The 16,599-nt window shown below is 64.2% G+C and carries 8 protein-coding genes; 3 read left to right on the top strand and 5 right to left on the bottom strand.

All coding sequences use genetic code 11. The features are described 5' to 3' along the window. Positions 1–6: 6 nt before the first annotated feature. Together ABD837_RS07465 and ABD837_RS07470 are read right to left on the bottom strand one after the other, a co-directional pair. Positions 7–1,239, bottom strand: a complete 1,233-nt coding sequence (locus ABD837_RS07465) for an alpha/beta hydrolase fold domain-containing protein (RefSeq protein ID WP_345052336.1) — start codon at positions 1,237–1,239, stop codon at positions 7–9. Positions 1,240–1,446: 207 nt separating this feature from the next. Further along, positions 1,447–4,380, bottom strand: coding sequence for a carboxylesterase family protein (locus tag ABD837_RS07470; protein ID WP_345052338.1), 2,934 nt, complete (start codon positions 4,378–4,380; stop codon positions 1,447–1,449). Between the two features lie 141 nt (positions 4,381–4,521). Between ABD837_RS07470 and ABD837_RS07475 the strand changes: the two genes are divergently transcribed. Beyond that, a complete protein-coding gene (locus ABD837_RS07475; protein WP_345052340.1) occupies positions 4,522–5,427 on the top strand; it encodes a S66 peptidase family protein in 906 nt (301 codons plus the stop codon). 472 nt (positions 5,428–5,899) lie between these two features. Here ABD837_RS07475 and ABD837_RS07480 read toward each other — a convergent pair whose 3' ends face one another. Beyond that, a complete protein-coding gene (locus tag ABD837_RS07480) occupies positions 5,900–9,106 on the bottom strand; it encodes a T9SS type A sorting domain-containing protein (protein WP_345052343.1) in 3,207 nt (1,068 codons plus the stop codon). A gap of 565 nt (positions 9,107–9,671) precedes the next feature. Between ABD837_RS07480 and rfbA the strand changes: the two genes are divergently transcribed. After that, positions 9,672–10,550 (top strand): glucose-1-phosphate thymidylyltransferase RfbA, encoded by an 879-nt coding sequence (gene rfbA / locus ABD837_RS07485; protein WP_345052346.1) that lies wholly within the window; start codon positions 9,672–9,674, stop codon positions 10,548–10,550. Between the two features lie 101 nt (positions 10,551–10,651). Here rfbA and ABD837_RS07490 read toward each other — a convergent pair whose 3' ends face one another. After that, complete coding sequence (locus ABD837_RS07490) at positions 10,652–12,310, bottom strand: NAD(P)/FAD-dependent oxidoreductase (protein ID WP_345052348.1); 1,659 nt, start codon at positions 12,308–12,310, stop codon at positions 10,652–10,654. A gap of 136 nt (positions 12,311–12,446) precedes the next feature. Then, on the bottom strand, positions 12,447–13,847 hold the full coding sequence (locus ABD837_RS07495) for a sensor histidine kinase (RefSeq protein WP_345052350.1): 1,401 nt from the start codon (positions 13,845–13,847) through the stop codon (positions 12,447–12,449). Between the two features lie 103 nt (positions 13,848–13,950). On the opposite strand from ABD837_RS07495, the gene ABD837_RS07500 reads away from it, so the two are divergent. Then, the gene (locus ABD837_RS07500; protein ID WP_345052352.1) at positions 13,951–16,521 is read left to right on the top strand and encodes a T9SS type A sorting domain-containing protein; all 2,571 of its coding nucleotides are present in this window, start codon (positions 13,951–13,953) and stop codon (positions 16,519–16,521) included. Positions 16,522–16,599 lie beyond the last annotated feature (78 nt).

Below are 16,599 nucleotides of genomic sequence, written 5' to 3' on the forward strand. Positions count from 1 at the left end.
AGCGCCTTACCGAAACTCAACCCGCACCGGCGGCTGTCCGGCTACAGCGAGCAGGTAGAGGCCGGCGGGCAGGCTGCCGCGCGGCACCAGCAGTTCGCGGGTGGTGGGGCGGAAGCTGCGCACGAGGCGGCCGGTGGCATCGAGCAGGCGCACCTGGGTGGGCAGGGCCCAGGCTTCGGGCAGCTGCAGGCGCAGCTGGTCGTCGGCGGGGTTGGGGTAAGCGGTGGCCAGGGCCGCTGGCTGGGCACTGCCCGGCTTGGCGGCTAGCACCGTGCCGGCCTGCCCCAGGCTGGGCCGCAGAAAATCGCGGATGGCGCGGAAGGTGGTGTCGGCGTAGGCGGCGTTGTTTTCGAAGGGAATGTGGCCGGCCCGCGACAGGCGCACCAGCGTGTTGCGGACCCCCACGGCGGTCGCGCGCGGGTGCAGGCGGCCGCTGCCGTACACGTACTTGGGCGGCAGCAGCGAACCGATGCGACCCTGGAAGTAGGGCACAGTGGCGTCGGCTGTGCCGTGCACGCTCAGCAGCGGGGCGTTGCCGGCCTCGATGATGCCGGGCTGCTCGGTGGCTCCGCTCAGGTTGAGCACGGCCAGCACGGCGCTGCTGTAGCCAGGGTTGCCGCTGTTGCCCTCAATGCCGCCCAGCCCGGCCAGGTCCGCGTAGGCAGGCACTTCGCTGGCTTTGTCGAGGTAGCCGATTTCCAGCGCCATAAAAGCCCCCGCCGACGAGCCGCCCGCCGCGATGTAGCTCGGGTTCACTTTGTAGGCATTGGTGGTCGCCGCATCTTTCCGGAAGAAGCGCACGGCCGCCCGCAGGTCCTGCATGCCCCGGATGGCGGCTTTGGCTACGCCCACGGTATCGGCGGCGGGCGGCGGAAATCCTGTAATGGGGAAACCCAAGCGGTACTCGATGCTGGCCGTGACGTAGCCCAGCCGCGCCATGCGCGTGCAGATGTTCACCATGTACGCATCGGTGCGCGAGCCCGCCAGAAAGCCCCCCTGGTGCGCGAAGATGATGACCGGCCGCCGTGCCAGCGCATCGCCGGTGGGCTGGTAAATGTCCATCAGCAGCGTTTGGGTGGTGCCCTGGTAGGTGACGGCCGTGCCGTATATCACGTCCGGCGTCACGGTCACGTTGGCGAAAATCGGCCGGTAGTAGCGGCCGCCGGTGGTGTCAATCTGGGCCTGCACGGCGGTGCTCACACCAAACAGCAGCAACAAGAAGAGAAGGGTTTTATTCATGAGGATTGTTTTTTAGGGTTAGAAAAGCCCGCCCGTTATGCCAAACAGGTCAAGCGATGTAGGGGCGGGGCTTGCCCCCGCCCGCCGTTAAACAGCAGGCGCTGGTATAGTTCAACGGCGGGCGGGGGCAAGCCCTACCGGGTACGACCCCGCCCCTACATCGTTTAACGTCTTTAGTCCCAAGATAGACAAGTAACCAGCAACTGCTTACTGCACCACCACGCGGCGTACTACTGCGGTACCGCCCACCGCCAGGTGCAGCTGGTACACGCCCGGCGCTAAGCCGCGCACGTCAAAGTCAGCCGTCAGCGGCTGGCTCGCTGGAGCCGCGAGCTGGCGCTGGCTCACCACCTGGCCCAGCGTATTGGTGAGGCGGGCGGTTACCATCGTGGCGCCGGTAGCGGGCAACACCAGGCGGAAGCTTCCCACTGCCGGGTTCGGATAGAGCTGCACCTGCTCGGCCAGCTGGGCGCCGGTTGTAGCCGTAACCGTGCCGGGCCGCAGCTCCAGTGCAAAGCGGCCCGGGGCCGTAGCACTGGCCAGCGCGAAAGTGTAGCGCGTGCCCGGGGCCAGGGCCGTGCGGGTGCCGGCCAGGGCATCGGTCAGGGTAAGGGTGGTGCCGGGGGCAAAGTTCAGCAGGTCGGCGGCGGCTAAAGCGTAGCGGCCGGGCTGCGGCACCGCCACGGCCAACGGCACCACGGTCGTCGCAGTTGGTAGGGGCAAGCCGTTAATAGCCAGTTCCTGGCCGGAAGCAAGGCTGGCCAGGTTCAGGCCGCTGGGGTTCGCCAGCTTGCGGGCATCGTAGTGGGCATCGGGGCCGGCGGTGGCCCCGGCTTCGAGGTAGATAAAGGCCTCGTCGGTGGTTGCTGGCGTAGTCTCGGGAGCCAGCGTAAGGCGCAGGCGGGCCCGTGGGTCGGCGGCCGGGCGCTGCACCGTGGCGGCGTTGGCAGCGGCAAAGTCGGTGAGGCGCGCGGCGGTCGGGAACGTAAGCGTGACGGGCGCAGCCCCCGGCGAGCGCACAAAAAAGCCCTGCCCCAGCGGAATGGTGCTGCCCCCGCCCACGCCGTTCACGTAGCTGCGGTAGTTGCCGCCGTAGCGGCTGGTGCTTACAAAAATGTACATGGCGCCGTCGAGGCCAGTGGGCACCGGCACCGCATCCCAATTCAGGGCCGAGGCGAAGGGGTTGCCCAGCAGGTGCCAGCCACCCTCGGCCGATACGGCCCCGGGCAGGGTGGTGCTGAAGTCTGCATTGTTGCTCGTGAGCGTGCCGGTGAAATTCAGCGTCTGGTTGGCGGCCATGTTCACGGTATAGCCCCGGCCGGGCAGCAGTGGGTCGCCCAGGCTGGTGGGTGCCTCGTAGCCGCGGTCGAAGGGGGCGTAGGCGTTGGCCCGCGTCACGCGGCTTTGGTCGTAGAAGAAAATGTTGGGGAAGGGCGTAGTGGTGCCCGGCGTGGCCGAGTTGTTATACGTGGCAGCCTGGCTGATTTCGGGTTCGAAGCTGCCACCGGTGGCGGTGTTGTTCAGCCCGCCCACGGTGGCCCCGGTTACGGGCGCGGCCAAGTGGCGGTAGCCCGGGCCGGGGTTCACGCTCGGGTCGATATACCGCTGCACCACCAGCGGATTAGTCAGAGTAGCCGCGCCCGGCGTGGCCAGGGCCGTGCCAGTCGAGCTGGAAAGCAGCGTCAGGCCCAGTCTGTTATCCAAAGTGCCGCTGGTGGGCAGCAGGCGCTGGTTGATGCTTACCTCCCGGTCCAGCATAAGGGTACTGCCAGCCGGCACTGCTACCTCCAACTCACGCACAAAACGAGGTAGGCCCGAACCGGTAGACTGGCTGCCGGTGCCCACGTAGGCATAGGCCGCGCCCGTGCTGAAGCTGCGGCTGCCAGTGTTGCGAATAGCCCCCGTAGCCCCGCTGGCGCTGATGCCCGCCGGGTCGCAGATGCGCAGCGAAGCCCCGGCCTGTAAATCGAAATTGCCGGGGCCATCCACCACAAAGCAGCTGGTGCTCAGGCTGCCGGCCGGCTGGCCGCTCAGGCCCTTCACCACCAGCGTGCCGTACACGGTGATGTTGCCGGCCAGCGTGGCCGTGCCGCTATTAATGGTAATGTCCTGATAATTGCCGCCGGGCACGGTGGTGTTGGTATTAATAACCAGGCTCGGATAGGTGGCCGCCACCACGGGCACCAGCAGCGGCCGCAGAAAGTTACGGATGTCGCGGAAGGTGGTGTCGGCGTAGGCGGTGGGATTGCTACTGCCGCTGGTGGCATACTGCGGAATGTGAGGCGCCTGGCTGAAGCGCCGCAGCACATTGGGCACGCCCACGCTGCTGGCATAAGGGTTCAGCGTGCCGCTGCCAAACACGTACTTGGGTGGGCCGGCATTGGTGCGGCCTTTTAGGTAGGGCACCACGCGGTCGGCGGTGCCGTGGGCGCTGTAGAGCGGGGCATTGCCAGCCTCAATTATGCTGGGCGGGTTGGTGGCCCCGCTCAGGTTGAGCACGGCCAGCGGCAGGCTGGAATAGCCGGGGTTGCCGCTCATGCCCTCAATGCCACCCATTGCGGAAATATCCACGTCGCTGGGTACTTCGCTCACCTTATCGAGGTAGCCGACTTCCAACGCCATAAAGCCGCCCGCCGAAGCGCCGCCCACCACAATGCGGCTCGGGCTTGCCCGGTACACGTTACCCGTAGCCGCATCCTGCCGGAAAAACCGCACCGCAGCGCGCATATCCTGCATACCGCGCAAGGCGGCCTTACTCACGGCCGTGGTATCGAACGAGGCAAACCCCAGCCGATAGTCGATGCTGGCCGTGATGTAGCCCAGCTGCGCAAACCGGGTGCACACGTCTACCATATACTGCTCGTCTCGCTGGCCACTGAAAAAGCCGCCCTGATGCGCAAAAATGATAACCGGCCGCTCGGCCGCGGCGTCGCCGGTGGGCTGATAAACGTCCATCAGCAGGGTTTGGGTGGCGCCGAAGGCGGTAACAGCCGAGCCGTACGCCACCCCCGAAGTCACCGTCACAGCGGGGAAAATAGGCCGGTAAAACCGCCCGCCGGTGGTGTCGATGGGCGTTTGGGCCCGGGCCGACTGGCCAATGCTGAGCACCAGCAGCAACCCAAAAAGGAGTAGAGATTTCATAGGGACCAGGAAAAGAATGGGGAATCGAACAACGGTTTTAGCTTGACGCAGAACCAGCTGCCGGGGTTGGGTCCGCGGGCCCGACTGCCGTGCGGCCGTGCGTTATTTGCGACTGTTTTCCCGCCGCTTTGTCTTTAGCATATGTCCGTTCAGTTTCCCGCCCCCTTGCAGGCCGGCCAGCGCGTGGCGCTGGTGAGCCCGGCCCGTAAAATCTCGGCTGCCGAGCTGGCTCCCGCCATTGCCACCCTCAAAAGCTGGGGGCTCGAAGTCGTGCTGGGCGAAAGCATCGCCGGCGACCATCACCAGTTTGCCGGCGACGACGACCTGCGCCGCCGCGACTTCCAGCAGCAGCTCGACGACCCCGGCATTCGGGCCATTCTGTGCGCCCGTGGCGGCTACGGTACCGCCCGCATCGTCGATGGGCTCGACCTTACCCGCTTCGCGGCTCAGCCCAAATGGGTGGCCGGCTTCTCCGACGTCACCGTGCTCAACAGCCACCTGCTGGCCCAGGGCTACGCCAGCATCCACGGCGTGATGCCCGTGCTCTTCCACCAGACCGGCGGCGAGCTGGCCCTCGAAACCCTGCGGCGGGCCCTCTTCGGTGAGCCGTTCCAGCCCATCGACGTGGCGCCGCACCCGCTCAACTGGCCCGGCACGGCCACCGGCGAGCTAGTGGGTGGCAACCTCAGCCTGCTCCAGACCATCACGGGTACGCCCTCGCAGGCCAGCTTCGCGGGCCGCATCCTCTTCCTCGAAGACCTCGACGAATACCTCTACCACATCGACCGCATGCTGCTGCACCTGCACCGCAGCGGCCAGCTGGCGGGTCTGGCCGGGCTGGTGGTCGGACACTTCTCGGCTATGCGCGATAACACCATTCCCTTCGGCAGCGCCGCCTGGGAAATCATCGACCGGTTTGCCCGGCGGTATGATTTCCCCGTAGCCTACGGCTTCCCTACCGGCCATGAGGCCGACAACCTGGCTTTGGTAGTCGGCCAGTCGGTTACGCTAACCGTGAACGCCGATGGCGCACGGCTAGCTACTTAAGTAGTCGAGCAAAAGTAATTCGGCATCGGCCCGGTCCGACCGCCCCAGGCGGTCGGACCGGGCCGGACGATGACCTGATTACTTCTGCTCGATTACTTAGTAAGAAGAACGATGTAGAGACGCGACCCTTCGCGTCTCCGGTACCGCGCCATCCGGTGATTGGCTACTGACACCCGTTCAACGCCGAGACGCGAAGGGTCGCGTCTCTACACCATTTTTCTCGTGGCATAAAAAAAGCCCCTGGCAAGATGCCTGGTCCTTACCCAAAACGGCGGTCGTTGCTCCGGTCCGACCGCCCTAGGCGGTCCGACCGGTTGTTGGCGGAGCGAAACCGGGGGTTCTTCAACCGGTCGGACCGCCTAGGGCGGTCGGACCGGACCGGTCAAGTGCCGCCAGCAGGCAGGCAACGAGTGTTGGGTAAGGGCAAGGGCATCTTGCCGGGGGCTTTATCTGTGGCCAACAGAAACCTGCGCTAGTGCTTCAGCAGCGGCAGCACGGTGTTGATGCCTTCGCCTCGTACCTGCACAAAGTAGGCCCCGGCGGGCAAGCTCCGCAGGTCCAGCACCGGCTGCTCGGCTGGGTAGGTGGCCTGCTGCAAGCGGCGGCCGGTCGCATCAAACACCTGCACCGAATAGCGGCCGACGGGCAGGCTGCGCAGGTCGAGGGTGGCACGGTCGGCGGTCGGGTTGGGGTAGAGAGCCAGCGGGCCAGCGGCAACCTGTGGGAAGCGTACGGTGCGCACGGGGCTCAGGGTGGGCTTGCCTTCGTCGTCGACTGCTTGCAGGCGGTAGTACAGCGTGGACACGCCGAGGGCCGCGGCCGCGGCCGCGGCATCGGTGTGGGCGTAGGCTGTGGGCTGCATGGTAGTGCCTTGGCCGGCCACCGTCGCCAGCGGCGCAAAGCTGCGGCCATCAACGGAGCGCTCCACCACGAAATGATGGTTGCGCAGCTCCTGCGCCGTACGCCAGTTCAGCACCACGGCTGCCCCGGCGGCCCGCGCCTCAAAGCTCACCAGCGTCACGGGCAAGGGCACCTGCGCCGTTGCGGTACGGAAGGCCGCCTCGGCAGCTCCGGCCGAAGCTCGGGGTGCGGTGCCGGGGCTGCCGCCGTAGGTTGGGTCGTACAGGTCGACCAGGCCGTTGAAGTTGTCGTCGTGGTAGCTGGCGCTGCCCTGCTCCAGGAAGTTGGGCACGCCGTTGCCGTTCGCATCCTGCAAAAAGGGCGAGCGCACGCCGTCGGTCACGGCGTAGTAGGCAGCCTGAGCCGGGTTGGCCACCGCAAACGCCAGGGCTTTGGCCAGAATCTCATCACCGGCCCGGCCGTCGCCGTTGGTGTCGAAGCCTTCCGTCCAGTCGGCGGTTTGCAGGTTAATGGGCAGGGCGCTTTTGGTCGCGTTGTCGCCGTCGGTATCAACGTCGAACATGTCGGCCACGGCGTTGGCGTTCGTGTCGACCGCTGGGCCCGCGGCGCTGCCGCCGTTGTTGGCGTCGTAGGCATCGCGCAGGCCGTCCTGGTCGGTATCGGTGGCAAAGCCGGCGCTGCCCAGGCGGGCCGCATAGGCCGCGGTGCTCTGGGCTTCGAGCTCGTCGGTCAGGCCGTCGTTGTCCGAGTCCAGGTCGAGGTAGTCGTAGTTAAGAGCCGACGAGTTGGTGCCCACAAACGTGTCGCCGTCGTTGTCGGGCAGGGTGTAGCGCACCGAATTAACTTCCGTATCGGGCTGCAGGCGGTTTTCCACGGCGTTGGGCAGGCCATTGAGGCCCACGCCGTCGCCGGTGCCGGCAAAGCGCGACTCCGTTGGGCTGTATTGCGAGCTGTTGGCGCCGTTGCTCCAGGCCAGGGTAGCGAGGCCGGCTTCCACGGCATCAGGCAGGCCGTCGTTGTCGGCGTCGAGGTCGAAGTGGTTGGGCACGCCGTCCAGGTCCGTGTCGAACCAGTCGTTGATGCCGTCGTTGTTGCGGTCGCGGAAGCGCCCAAAAATCGGGTGCACATACGCCGCATCGAGGTAAAGCAGGGTGCCGCCGCTGGCCAGCTGCGGGTTCACGCCGCCGGTTTCCTGGGTGTCGAGAATGCCGTCGTTGTCGTCGTCGAGGTCGGTGGCATCCGTCACGCCGTCGTTGTCGTTGTCGCAGGTGTACTCGTACACGTACACTTGGTCGATGGGCGTAATGAAGCCATAGCTCCAGGTGTTGATGGTGAGCACGTTGCCGGCCTGGTTGCTGGCGTCGCCCCAGCGGTGCACGCCGGCCGTCGAGATTTCGCCGTTCAGGCGGGTCCGGTCTGGGAATTCTGCCGCGCTCAGGTTGGTATCGTCCCAGTACAGGCGGTCGAAGTAGCGCCCCCCGCCCGACGATGGCCGCACGTTCTGAATACGCAGGCCGTCGGGGTTGCCTTCGGCATCGTACAGCGGGTAGTTTACCGGCGCGCCAAAGCTGGTAAAAGCCAGGTCGATGGAGGTGCCCGGTGCCACCACGTTGCCCAGCCGGTCCTTGCCGTCCCACACAATGGTGGCCGGCACGTTGGCCGCCACGTTTTGGGTCAGCAGCACGTCGTTGCCGTCCTGCACGCGGTTGCCGTTCAGGTCAATCAGCACGGTTACCGAGCCCTGCTCGCCGCTGGTTGTCGTGAATGCCACGCCCCCCAGGCCGGTGAGCGGGTTGCAGAACGCCTTGGCCGTGCGAACAAACACCGGCGCCGTCGCCGACGGCCACAGGCTCGGGTCGGGGTCGTTCACGAAGTTGCTGTATTCGGTTGGGGCCGAAGCTCCGGTCACGCTCTTGCGGCTCTCGGCGAAGGTGCCCGGCGTGCTGGTGCCGCGCGAGTTGGCCACAAACACGAAGTCGTAGGGGCGCAAGCCCGCCAGCTCCACTTCCTTCACGAAGAATTTAGTGGGGTCCTGCGGGTTCGGAATCAGCGTAAACAGGCTGAAGTCAGCCGACAGCCGGTTCTGGTAAGCCCCGGCCGCGCCCGGAGAGGCCCCCGACGAAAACCCCCAGAACTGGCTGAACAAGCGGCCCGCCTGCTCCTGGCCGGCCGGGCTCAGCACCGTGAAGTCCCAGAAGTTGTAGTACGAGCGTTTCAGGTCAGCTGCCAGGCCGCTTTCGCCCACCTGCGTCAGCTCTACCCAATAGTCGCGCGGGCCGGTACCGGTAGCCGGGTAGGTTAGGGTCAGGGCTTCGTAGCCGGTGGGGTTGGCGGTGGTTTTCGGGCCGGCCTGGTTTTGCACGGCGTCGTCAATCACGCCGGATTGCGGCAGCAGCTGCGCCTGGCTGGTGTTGGCGGCGGCCTGGCTGCGGGCCAGCGTGGTGGTTTGGGCTACCTGCTCATTGCCAGCGCCATCGCGGTACCTGATGGTGATGATGACATCGCCCTGGTTGCCGCTGCGGCCGTCGCCGGTGTCGGTGCGCTGCAGCCCGTAGTACAGCGTTTCGCCGGGCTTCATCCGCACAAAGAGGCGGTGGTCGTCGGGGGCGTTGGGCTTGAGGAAGGTTTCCGTCGAGGCCGGTCCCGAATCGTGCATCAGGTACCCGGCAACGGTGTTGGCGGGGTCGGTGAGGCTGGTGGGAGTGCCAGCTCGGTTAGGCGTCAGCTGCTTCGACCCTTCGGCGTGAGCCCAAAGGTGGGGCAACAGGGAGACCAGTAGGCCGGCGGCGCCGGCCCACATGCGTAGGGTTGTTTTCATAGTTAGGAAGAGATGAGGTAGTCTATCCGCCCCTATTTCAAATGAAATCGGTGCAGCTAGTCTCCAAAGGTAGGATAGTTCAATTCGGTCGCAACATTAATTTATCAGCTCTATTTGGATGTTCAATAATAACAGTAGCGCTAATCAGATAATTATGCAATTTGTAAATAGTGTTTTACTGATTGATTATTAGAGACTTTATCTATGTAAATTTCTCTGAAAGATTAGGCGTTGTTATTCCTTGTGCTTTATATAATTCAATAAAAATAATAATGGAACAATAAAAATAATTATATACGATACCAGGCTTTACAGCTCGGTTTAAGTGAGGCTCCACGTTGTTGCGACAAATCAGTGTTAAAGCCGAAACCCTGCAGATGGCTCCTCATCGGCTGGTTCCGGTAGCGGAAAACCCGCGCCGCTGCGTTGCCCGGACGCGGGAACATTCGCCGTATCAACTTGCGCCGTGCAGCCGTATGGAACCTTGGTGCCGTCGCAAACGGGTCGGGCGTACCCGGCCGAAGCAGTAGCTTTGTGCCAGTCATTCTGCCCTTTATTCGATTACATGAAAGGAATTATTCTCGCCGGCGGCTCCGGTACCCGCCTGCACCCGCTCACGCTGGCCGTTTCGAAGCAGCTCATGCCCGTGTACGACAAGCCGATGATTTATTATCCGCTGTCGATTCTGCTCTCGGCTGGCATTCGGGAAGTGCTCATTATCACCACACCGCACGACCAGGCGCAATTCAAGAAGCTGCTTGGCGACGGCAAAAGCCTGGGCTGCGATTTTCAGTACGTGGTGCAGGAAGTGCCCAACGGCCTGGCCCAGGCCTTCGTGCTGGGCGCCGACTTCATTGGCAAAGACAAGGTGGCCCTGGTGCTCGGCGACAACATTTTCTACGGTGCCGGCCTCGAGCAGCTGCTGAAATCGAACAACGACCCCGAGGGTGGCGTGGTGTTCGCCTACCACGTGCACGACCCCGAGCGCTACGGCGTGGTGGAGTTCGATGCTAATAAAAAGGCCTTGAGCATTGAGGAAAAGCCGGCCAAGCCCAAAAGCAACTACGCCGTGCCGGGCCTGTATTTCTACGACAACGACGTGGTGGAAATCGCCAAGAACCTCGAGATGAGCCCCCGCGGCGAGTACGAAATCACCGACGTGAACCGCGAGTACCTGCGCCGTGGCACTCTCAAGGTGGGCATCCTCGGCCGCGGCACTGCCTGGCTCGACACGGGCACTTTCGAAAGCCTGATGCAGGCCGGCGAGTTCGTGAAAGTTATCGAGCAGCGCCAGGGCCTGAAGGTGGGCTCGATTGAGGAGGCCGCCTACCGCCAGGGCTTCATCGACGCCGACCAGCTGCGCGCCATCGCCGCCCCGCTGCGCAAAAGCGGCTACGGCGACTACCTGATGAACCTGCCCGACCAGTTGATGCTGGAAGGGTAGGACGCTACGCTTAATGAAGAATGAGGAATTAAGAATGAGCAATTGGGACACCTTTCCAATTCTCCATTCCTAATTCCTCATTCTTCATTAAGCCAAAGGCGTTACTCGTCCAAGTACTGGTGCACAAACTTGATGGCCATGCTGCCCTCGCCCACGGCCGAGGCCACGCGGGCCATGGCGCCGGCGCGGCTGTCGCCAGCCGCGAAGATGCCCGGGGCGCAGGTTTCGAGCAGGTAGGGCTCGCGGTCCTTTTTCCAGATGTGGGTGTAGCGCGGGTCGGCCACCAGGTCGCGGCCCGTGAGCAGGAAGCCTTTGGCATCGCAGGCCACTAGGTCGCGAATCCACTCGGTGCTGGGCTTGGCCCCAATGAACACGAACAGGGCCCGGGCCGGACGCTTTTCCACGGTGCCATTCACGTCCACCATCACGGCTTCGAGGTGGTCCTGGCCGCACACCTCTTTCACCTGAGAATGCGAGAGAATTTCGATGTTGGGCGTGTCGCGGATTTGCTCAATGAGGTAAGCCGACATGCTGGCGGCCAGGTTGGCCCCGCGAATGACGATGAACACCCGGCGGGCGTAGGTAGCCAGGTACATGGCCGCCTGCCCGGCTGAGTTGCCGCCGCCCACGATGTACACGTCCTGCTCGTCGCAGCTGCGGGCCTCGGTGCGCGCCGCGCCGTAGTACACACCCGCACCGCTCAGGCGGTCAATGCCCGGCACGTCGAGAGTGCGGTAGCTCACGCCGGTGGTGAGCACCACGGCGCGGGTGCTGATTTCGGTGCCGTCGCCCAGGGTGAGGACTTTGTAGCCGTCCTGCACGCAGAGCTTGGTTACTTCCTGCGGTGCCAGAAACTCGGCCCCGAGGCGCACGGCCTGCGTCCAGGCGCGGTGGGCCAGCTCGGCCCCGCTCAGGCCCGTGGGAAAGCCCAGGTAGTTTTCGATGCGCGAGCTGGAGCCGGCCTGCCCGCCGGGCGTCATTCGTTCGATTATCAGGGTTTTGAGGCCTTCGCTGGCTCCGTACACGGCTGCCGCCAGCCCCGAGGGGCCCGCGCCAATCACCACCACGTCGTACATATCCTGCGAAGCCCGCTGCGTAATGCCCAGCTTGCTGCCAATGTCGGCCGGGGTGGGGTTGGCCAGGGCACTGCCGTCCGGAAACAGCAGCACGGGCAGCTGGCTGGGTTCGTAGCCTTTGCTGGCCAGTAGCTTGCGGCCCTCGGCATTGGTTTCAAAATCGAGCCACTGGTAGCCCACCATATACCCGCTCAGGAAGCCTTTCAACTCGTGTGAACGCGGCGACCACTGGAAGCCGATGAGGCGCAGGCCGTCGTACTTGGGCTTGTGCGCGCTCTGCCAGGCGGCTAGCAAGTCGTGCAGGGTGGGGTAGAGGAGCTGTTCGGGCGGGTCCCAGGGCTTCATCAGGTAGTGGTCGAGCCGGGCCGAGTTAATGGCCCGCACGGCCGCTTCGGTGTCGGCGTAGGCGGTGAGCAGCACGCGCTTGGCCTCCGGGAAAAACTCGCGCGAGGCCGTGAGCAGCTCCACGCCCTCCAGCTCGGGCATGCGTTGGTCGGCCAGAATCAGAGCCAGCGGTTCCTCTTTATCGTGCAGTTCTTTGATTGTAGCCAAAGCCTCGGGGCCCGAGTTCACCCGCAGAATGCGGTAGTCCTGGCTGAACTCCTGGCGCAGGTCGCGGGCAATGGCGGCCAGCACCTGGGCGTCATCGTCAACGGCAAGAATAATGGGTTTCTTGGCAGGCATGGGTTGTTTTCTGGATGGCAAGGGAGAAGAAGTAAAGAACGTCATGCCGAGCGCAGCCGAGGCATCTCGCTCGCTTCGTTAAAATCGTTTAACGAAGCGAGCGAGATGCCTCGGCTGCGCTCGGCATGACGGTTAATCACCTGCCCGCTACCGGCAGCCAGGCGCAAAATTCCGTTTGCCCGGGCACCGAATGCACTTCCAGTTGGCCATCGTGCTGCCGGATAATCTGCTGCGCAATGTCCAGCCCCAGGCCCGAGCCGTCGCCGGCCTGCTTCGTTGTGTAAAATGGTTCGAAGATGTGCGGCAGCACCTCAGCCGGAATACCCGAACCATTGTCAATCAGAAACACGCGCACAAAACTGCCTTCCCGTACGGTGCGCAGCGTGAGCTCGCCGCCCTGCGCCGGCAGCGCATCAATGGCATTATCAATCAGGTTGGTCCATACCTGGTTCAGGCTGCTCACCCGGCCGCGAATGGAGGGCAGGTCGGCCGCGTACTCGCGGTTAACCTTAATGGTCTTCTTCCGCAGCTGAAAGCCCAGCATGTTCAGCGTGCTTTCGAGTCCGGACCTTACATCCAGCGGCTCGAAACCGCCGGCGCGGTCCATGTGGGAGTAGGTCTTCACGTCCGCTACCAGCTTGCTGATGCGCCCGCCAGCATCCTGCACGTCGCGCACCAGCTGCATGGTCGTGAGCTGGCCTTCGAGCCAGGCGAAGGCTGCCGGCAGGGCCGCCGGGGGCAACAGGGCCGCCGCATGGGCCAGCGCTTCGGGTGTCAGGTTGGCTTCGAGCAAGGCTGGGGCCAGGTGGTAGCCTTGGGGCACCCCGTGGGTTTCGAGCCAGTCGGCCAGCTCGTCTTCGCGGTTGGCGCGCTCCAACGCCGACAGCGGGGCGGCATCCGGCGCCGGCACGGCCAGACCGGTGAGGGCCAGCATGGCCTCGCGCGAAGGGCAATGGCCCACTAGCTCCACAAACAGCGCGGGCTTAGCTGCCGAGCGTTTGGCCAAGGCTTCGGCGGCGCGGGCAATGGCGGCGGCGGGGTTGTTGAGCTCGTGGGCCAGGCCGGCCGAGAGCTTGCCCAGAGCGCGCAGCTTGTCGTCGCGCTCCTGCGCCCGCACTTGGTCGCGGCTGCGGTCGTTCATAATGACCACCAGGCGCTGCACCAGCTCAGGACTGGTGCTTTCAAGGGCCGGAAACTGGTCGCGGTGCAGTAGATACAGCACGGTTTCGCCGGCAGCCACGCCCTGGCCCGCGATGATGCGCAGCCGCGAATAAGGCAGCACACCCGACACCAGGCCCGTATCTACCCGAAATATTGGGTCGCGCTGCGCCCCTTTCACGGCATAAAACTGAATGCCGCCCTGCAGCACAGCCGTCATAAACTCAGCCGGTGCCCCGGGTTCGAAAATGGTTTCGCCAGCGGCGTAGGTGCGCCCTTCGCCGTGGGCCAGCAGCCAGGCCAGCGTATCGGCGGGTAGTTCGGCGAAGGCCGCAACGGTGGCCAGGTGGGTAGGAGCGAGGGAGGTAGTGGTGGGCATGGGTAATTCAGAAGCGTAACAACATGCGGCGTTGCGGTTGGTGTGGATATTGCGCGCCAGACCCTAAATTTGGGAAGCTTCCATTCAAACAACGTTTTAATCAATGCAATACTTTTCTACCCGCTATTTTTCCTTGTGTGCTTTTCTGGTCTGGCTAGCCGCTGCTCCCCTGCGCGCTCAGACACTGGACCCATCGTTCCAACCAACGGTGTTGAAAACGCCGCTCCAGGCAGGACTGCAGCTGTCGGTGAATACGCTGGCCGTGCAGCCTGATGGCAAGGTGCTGGTGGCCGGCGGAATCGACTTTGTGAACGGTGCCCTCACCGGTAAGCTCCAGCGCCTCAATACCGACGGTACCACCGATGCCACCTTCAATCCCGGCGGAACAGGAGCCAACGGGTTTATTGCCGCCATGCTGCTGCAGCCCGATGGCAAAATTCTGGTGGCCGGCGGCTTTACTACTTTCAATAACCTGCCGCGGGCCTTGCTGGTGCGCCTGAACGCCAACGGCTCTCTGGACCCTTCGTTCACGTTCGCCCCGACACCTACCGACTACCGGCAGCTAACGGCTCTCGCCTTGCAACCCGACGGTAAAATACTGGTGGGCAGTGGACTCACCTTTACTACGCAGTCATCGGGTGGAGTGGTGCGGCTCAACTCGGATGGCTCTGCTGACCCGACGTTCAACGTTGGAACCGGCATCACTGCCGGTCTTGCCCGCACGCTGCTGGTTCAGGCCGACGGTAAAATCCTGGTAGGAGGCACCTTCGCGATGTTCAATGGCCAAGCCGTTGGCAACCTCGTGCGCCTCAACGCTACCGGCACTGTTGATGCTTCGTTTAACATCAACAGCAGCACAACGCCGGGAGCTAACAGTGGCGGGGTTGTGCGCGCCCTGGCACAGCAGCCCGATGGCAAGCTTTTGGTTGGCGGGGGCTTTACCACCTTCGACGGGCAACCCGCCGTAAACCTCACGCGACTGCTGCTCAACGGCACCGCCGACCCGGCTTTTCAGCCAAACACCAACGCTACGGCCGGGTCAGGGTCGATTGCAAGCATTGAAGTGGAGGCCAATGGCGGCCTCCTAATTGGCGGCACCTTCACCCAGTACAACGGGGTAGCCCGAAGCCGGGTAGCCCGTCTAGACGCCTTGGGCAGCTTGGACCCGAATTTTGCCCTCGGCACCGGCCCAAATGTGGCCATCAATGATGTGGCCCTTACTCCGGCGGGCCGGGTGCTGGTGGGCGGGGGCTTCACGCAGTACGATGGCCAGCCGTATGGTGGCGTGGCGCGCCTAAACGCTACCGGGCAGGTAGACCCCGGCTTCATGGCTTTAATCGAAGTGCGGGGCACTGTCAACCAAGCCGTGCCCCTGGCCAATGGGCAGCTGCTGGTAGCGGGCAACTTTACTCAATTTAATGGTCAGACGCTGGCGGGCAGCACCAGCAGCATCCGTCGCGTCAACCCCGATGGTACCATTGACGCAAGCTTCGCGCCACCCACCCCAACGGGAACGATTCAGGCCGTGCAGCCCAACGGTAGTTTTTATGTGCTGGGGGCTGGTCCCTCCGGCAGCACGGTGACGCGGCTACTGGCATCCGGGGCATTAGACAATGCCTTCATGGCGCAAGCGTTTGGCGGGGTCACGGGCAGTGCCAACTCAACCTACTTTCTGAACGGTGCCGTGGGGTTGGCCAATGGGCAGTTGCTGGTGTTCGGATTGTTCGGGCGCTACGGTACCCTCACCGGGCTAAGCGGTTTGGTCCGGCTTAACGCCGATGGCACGCCCGACAATAGCTTTGTTCCGAATGGATTGCCCTCCAATGGGCGCGTCGGCACAGTGGCGGTGCAGCCGGGCGGCAAGCTAATTGTGGTCAGCAACGACATCATGACCGGCGCTACAACGGTGGTTCGCCTCAATGCCAACGGCACCGCCGACAACACCTTTTCGGTGGGCACCGCGGCCGGTGCCGGCGGCAGCTATTTCGTGCTGGTGCAGCCCGATGGCCGGCTGCTGGTTAGCGGCGGCTTCAGCAGCTTTAATGGGCAGGCGGCCCCCTACGGCCTCACCCGCCTGACGGTGGACGGCGCGCCCGACCCTGCTTTTTCCAGTCTGGCCGGCAGCTACTCCCTGCGGCAGGTGCAGCCCGATGGCCGCATTCTGGTGTTCAGCAGCACCAGCCCGGCCACCAACGCCAGCAACCAGTTGCTTCGCCTCAACACAGATGGCAGCGTGGACAACGCCTTCGTGCCCATAGCTATTCCCACCAGTATATTCACTGGCGATGACGTGGTGCTCGGCGTGGTGCTCCAGCCCACCGACGGCAAAATCGTGCTCTATGGCTCGTTCCGCTACGTAGGTGGGCAGCCGCGCATTGGCCTGGCCCGCCTCACCAATGTTGAGTTGGCTACCCGCGCGGCTATGGCCATCCGGCCGCTGGGCCTCTATCCGAACCCCGCGCAAGGGGGCGTCACTATCGAACTGCCCGCCGCCGCTACCGCCCGTCCCGCCACGCTGCTCGACCTGAACGGCCGCCTCGTGCGCCGCTGGACCGTGCCCGCCCGGCAGGCCACGGCCCGCCTCGCGCTCGACGCCGTGCCCGCTGGCGTCTACCTGCTACAGGTGCATGGTGATGACGGCTTCTACCAACAAAAAGTGGTGGTAGCGCCCTAATGCTACCCCAAACCAGCTGTTGCGGCAAGCCGGCCCCTCATCCGAAGGGCCGGCTTTTTTGGGGCTGACGCCAGCCGG

The organism is Hymenobacter glaciei, assembly GCF_039539585.1.
Taxonomy (GTDB): Bacteria; Bacteroidota; Bacteroidia; order Cytophagales; family Hymenobacteraceae; genus Hymenobacter; species Hymenobacter glaciei.

Excerpts from the sequence above, each read along its gene's own strand:
- ABD837_RS07465 (WP_345052336.1), bottom strand. The coding sequence starts at position 1,239 with ATGAATAAAACCCTTCTCTTCTTGTTGCTGCTGTTTGGTGTGAGCACC.
- ABD837_RS07470 (WP_345052338.1), bottom strand. The coding sequence starts at position 4,380 with ATGAAATCTCTACTCCTTTTTGGGTTGCTGCTGGTGCTCAGCATTGGC.
- ABD837_RS07475 (WP_345052340.1), top strand. The coding sequence starts at position 4,522 with ATGTCCGTTCAGTTTCCCGCCCCCTTGCAGGCCGGCCAGCGCGTGGCG.
- ABD837_RS07480 (WP_345052343.1), bottom strand. The coding sequence starts at position 9,106 with ATGAAAACAACCCTACGCATGTGGGCCGGCGCCGCCGGCCTACTGGTC.
- rfbA (WP_345052346.1), top strand. The coding sequence starts at position 9,672 with ATGAAAGGAATTATTCTCGCCGGCGGCTCCGGTACCCGCCTGCACCCG.
- ABD837_RS07490 (WP_345052348.1), bottom strand. The coding sequence starts at position 12,310 with ATGCCTGCCAAGAAACCCATTATTCTTGCCGTTGACGATGACGCCCAG.
- ABD837_RS07495 (WP_345052350.1), bottom strand. The coding sequence starts at position 13,847 with ATGCCCACCACTACCTCCCTCGCTCCTACCCACCTGGCCACCGTTGCG.
- ABD837_RS07500 (WP_345052352.1), top strand. The coding sequence starts at position 13,951 with ATGCAATACTTTTCTACCCGCTATTTTTCCTTGTGTGCTTTTCTGGTC.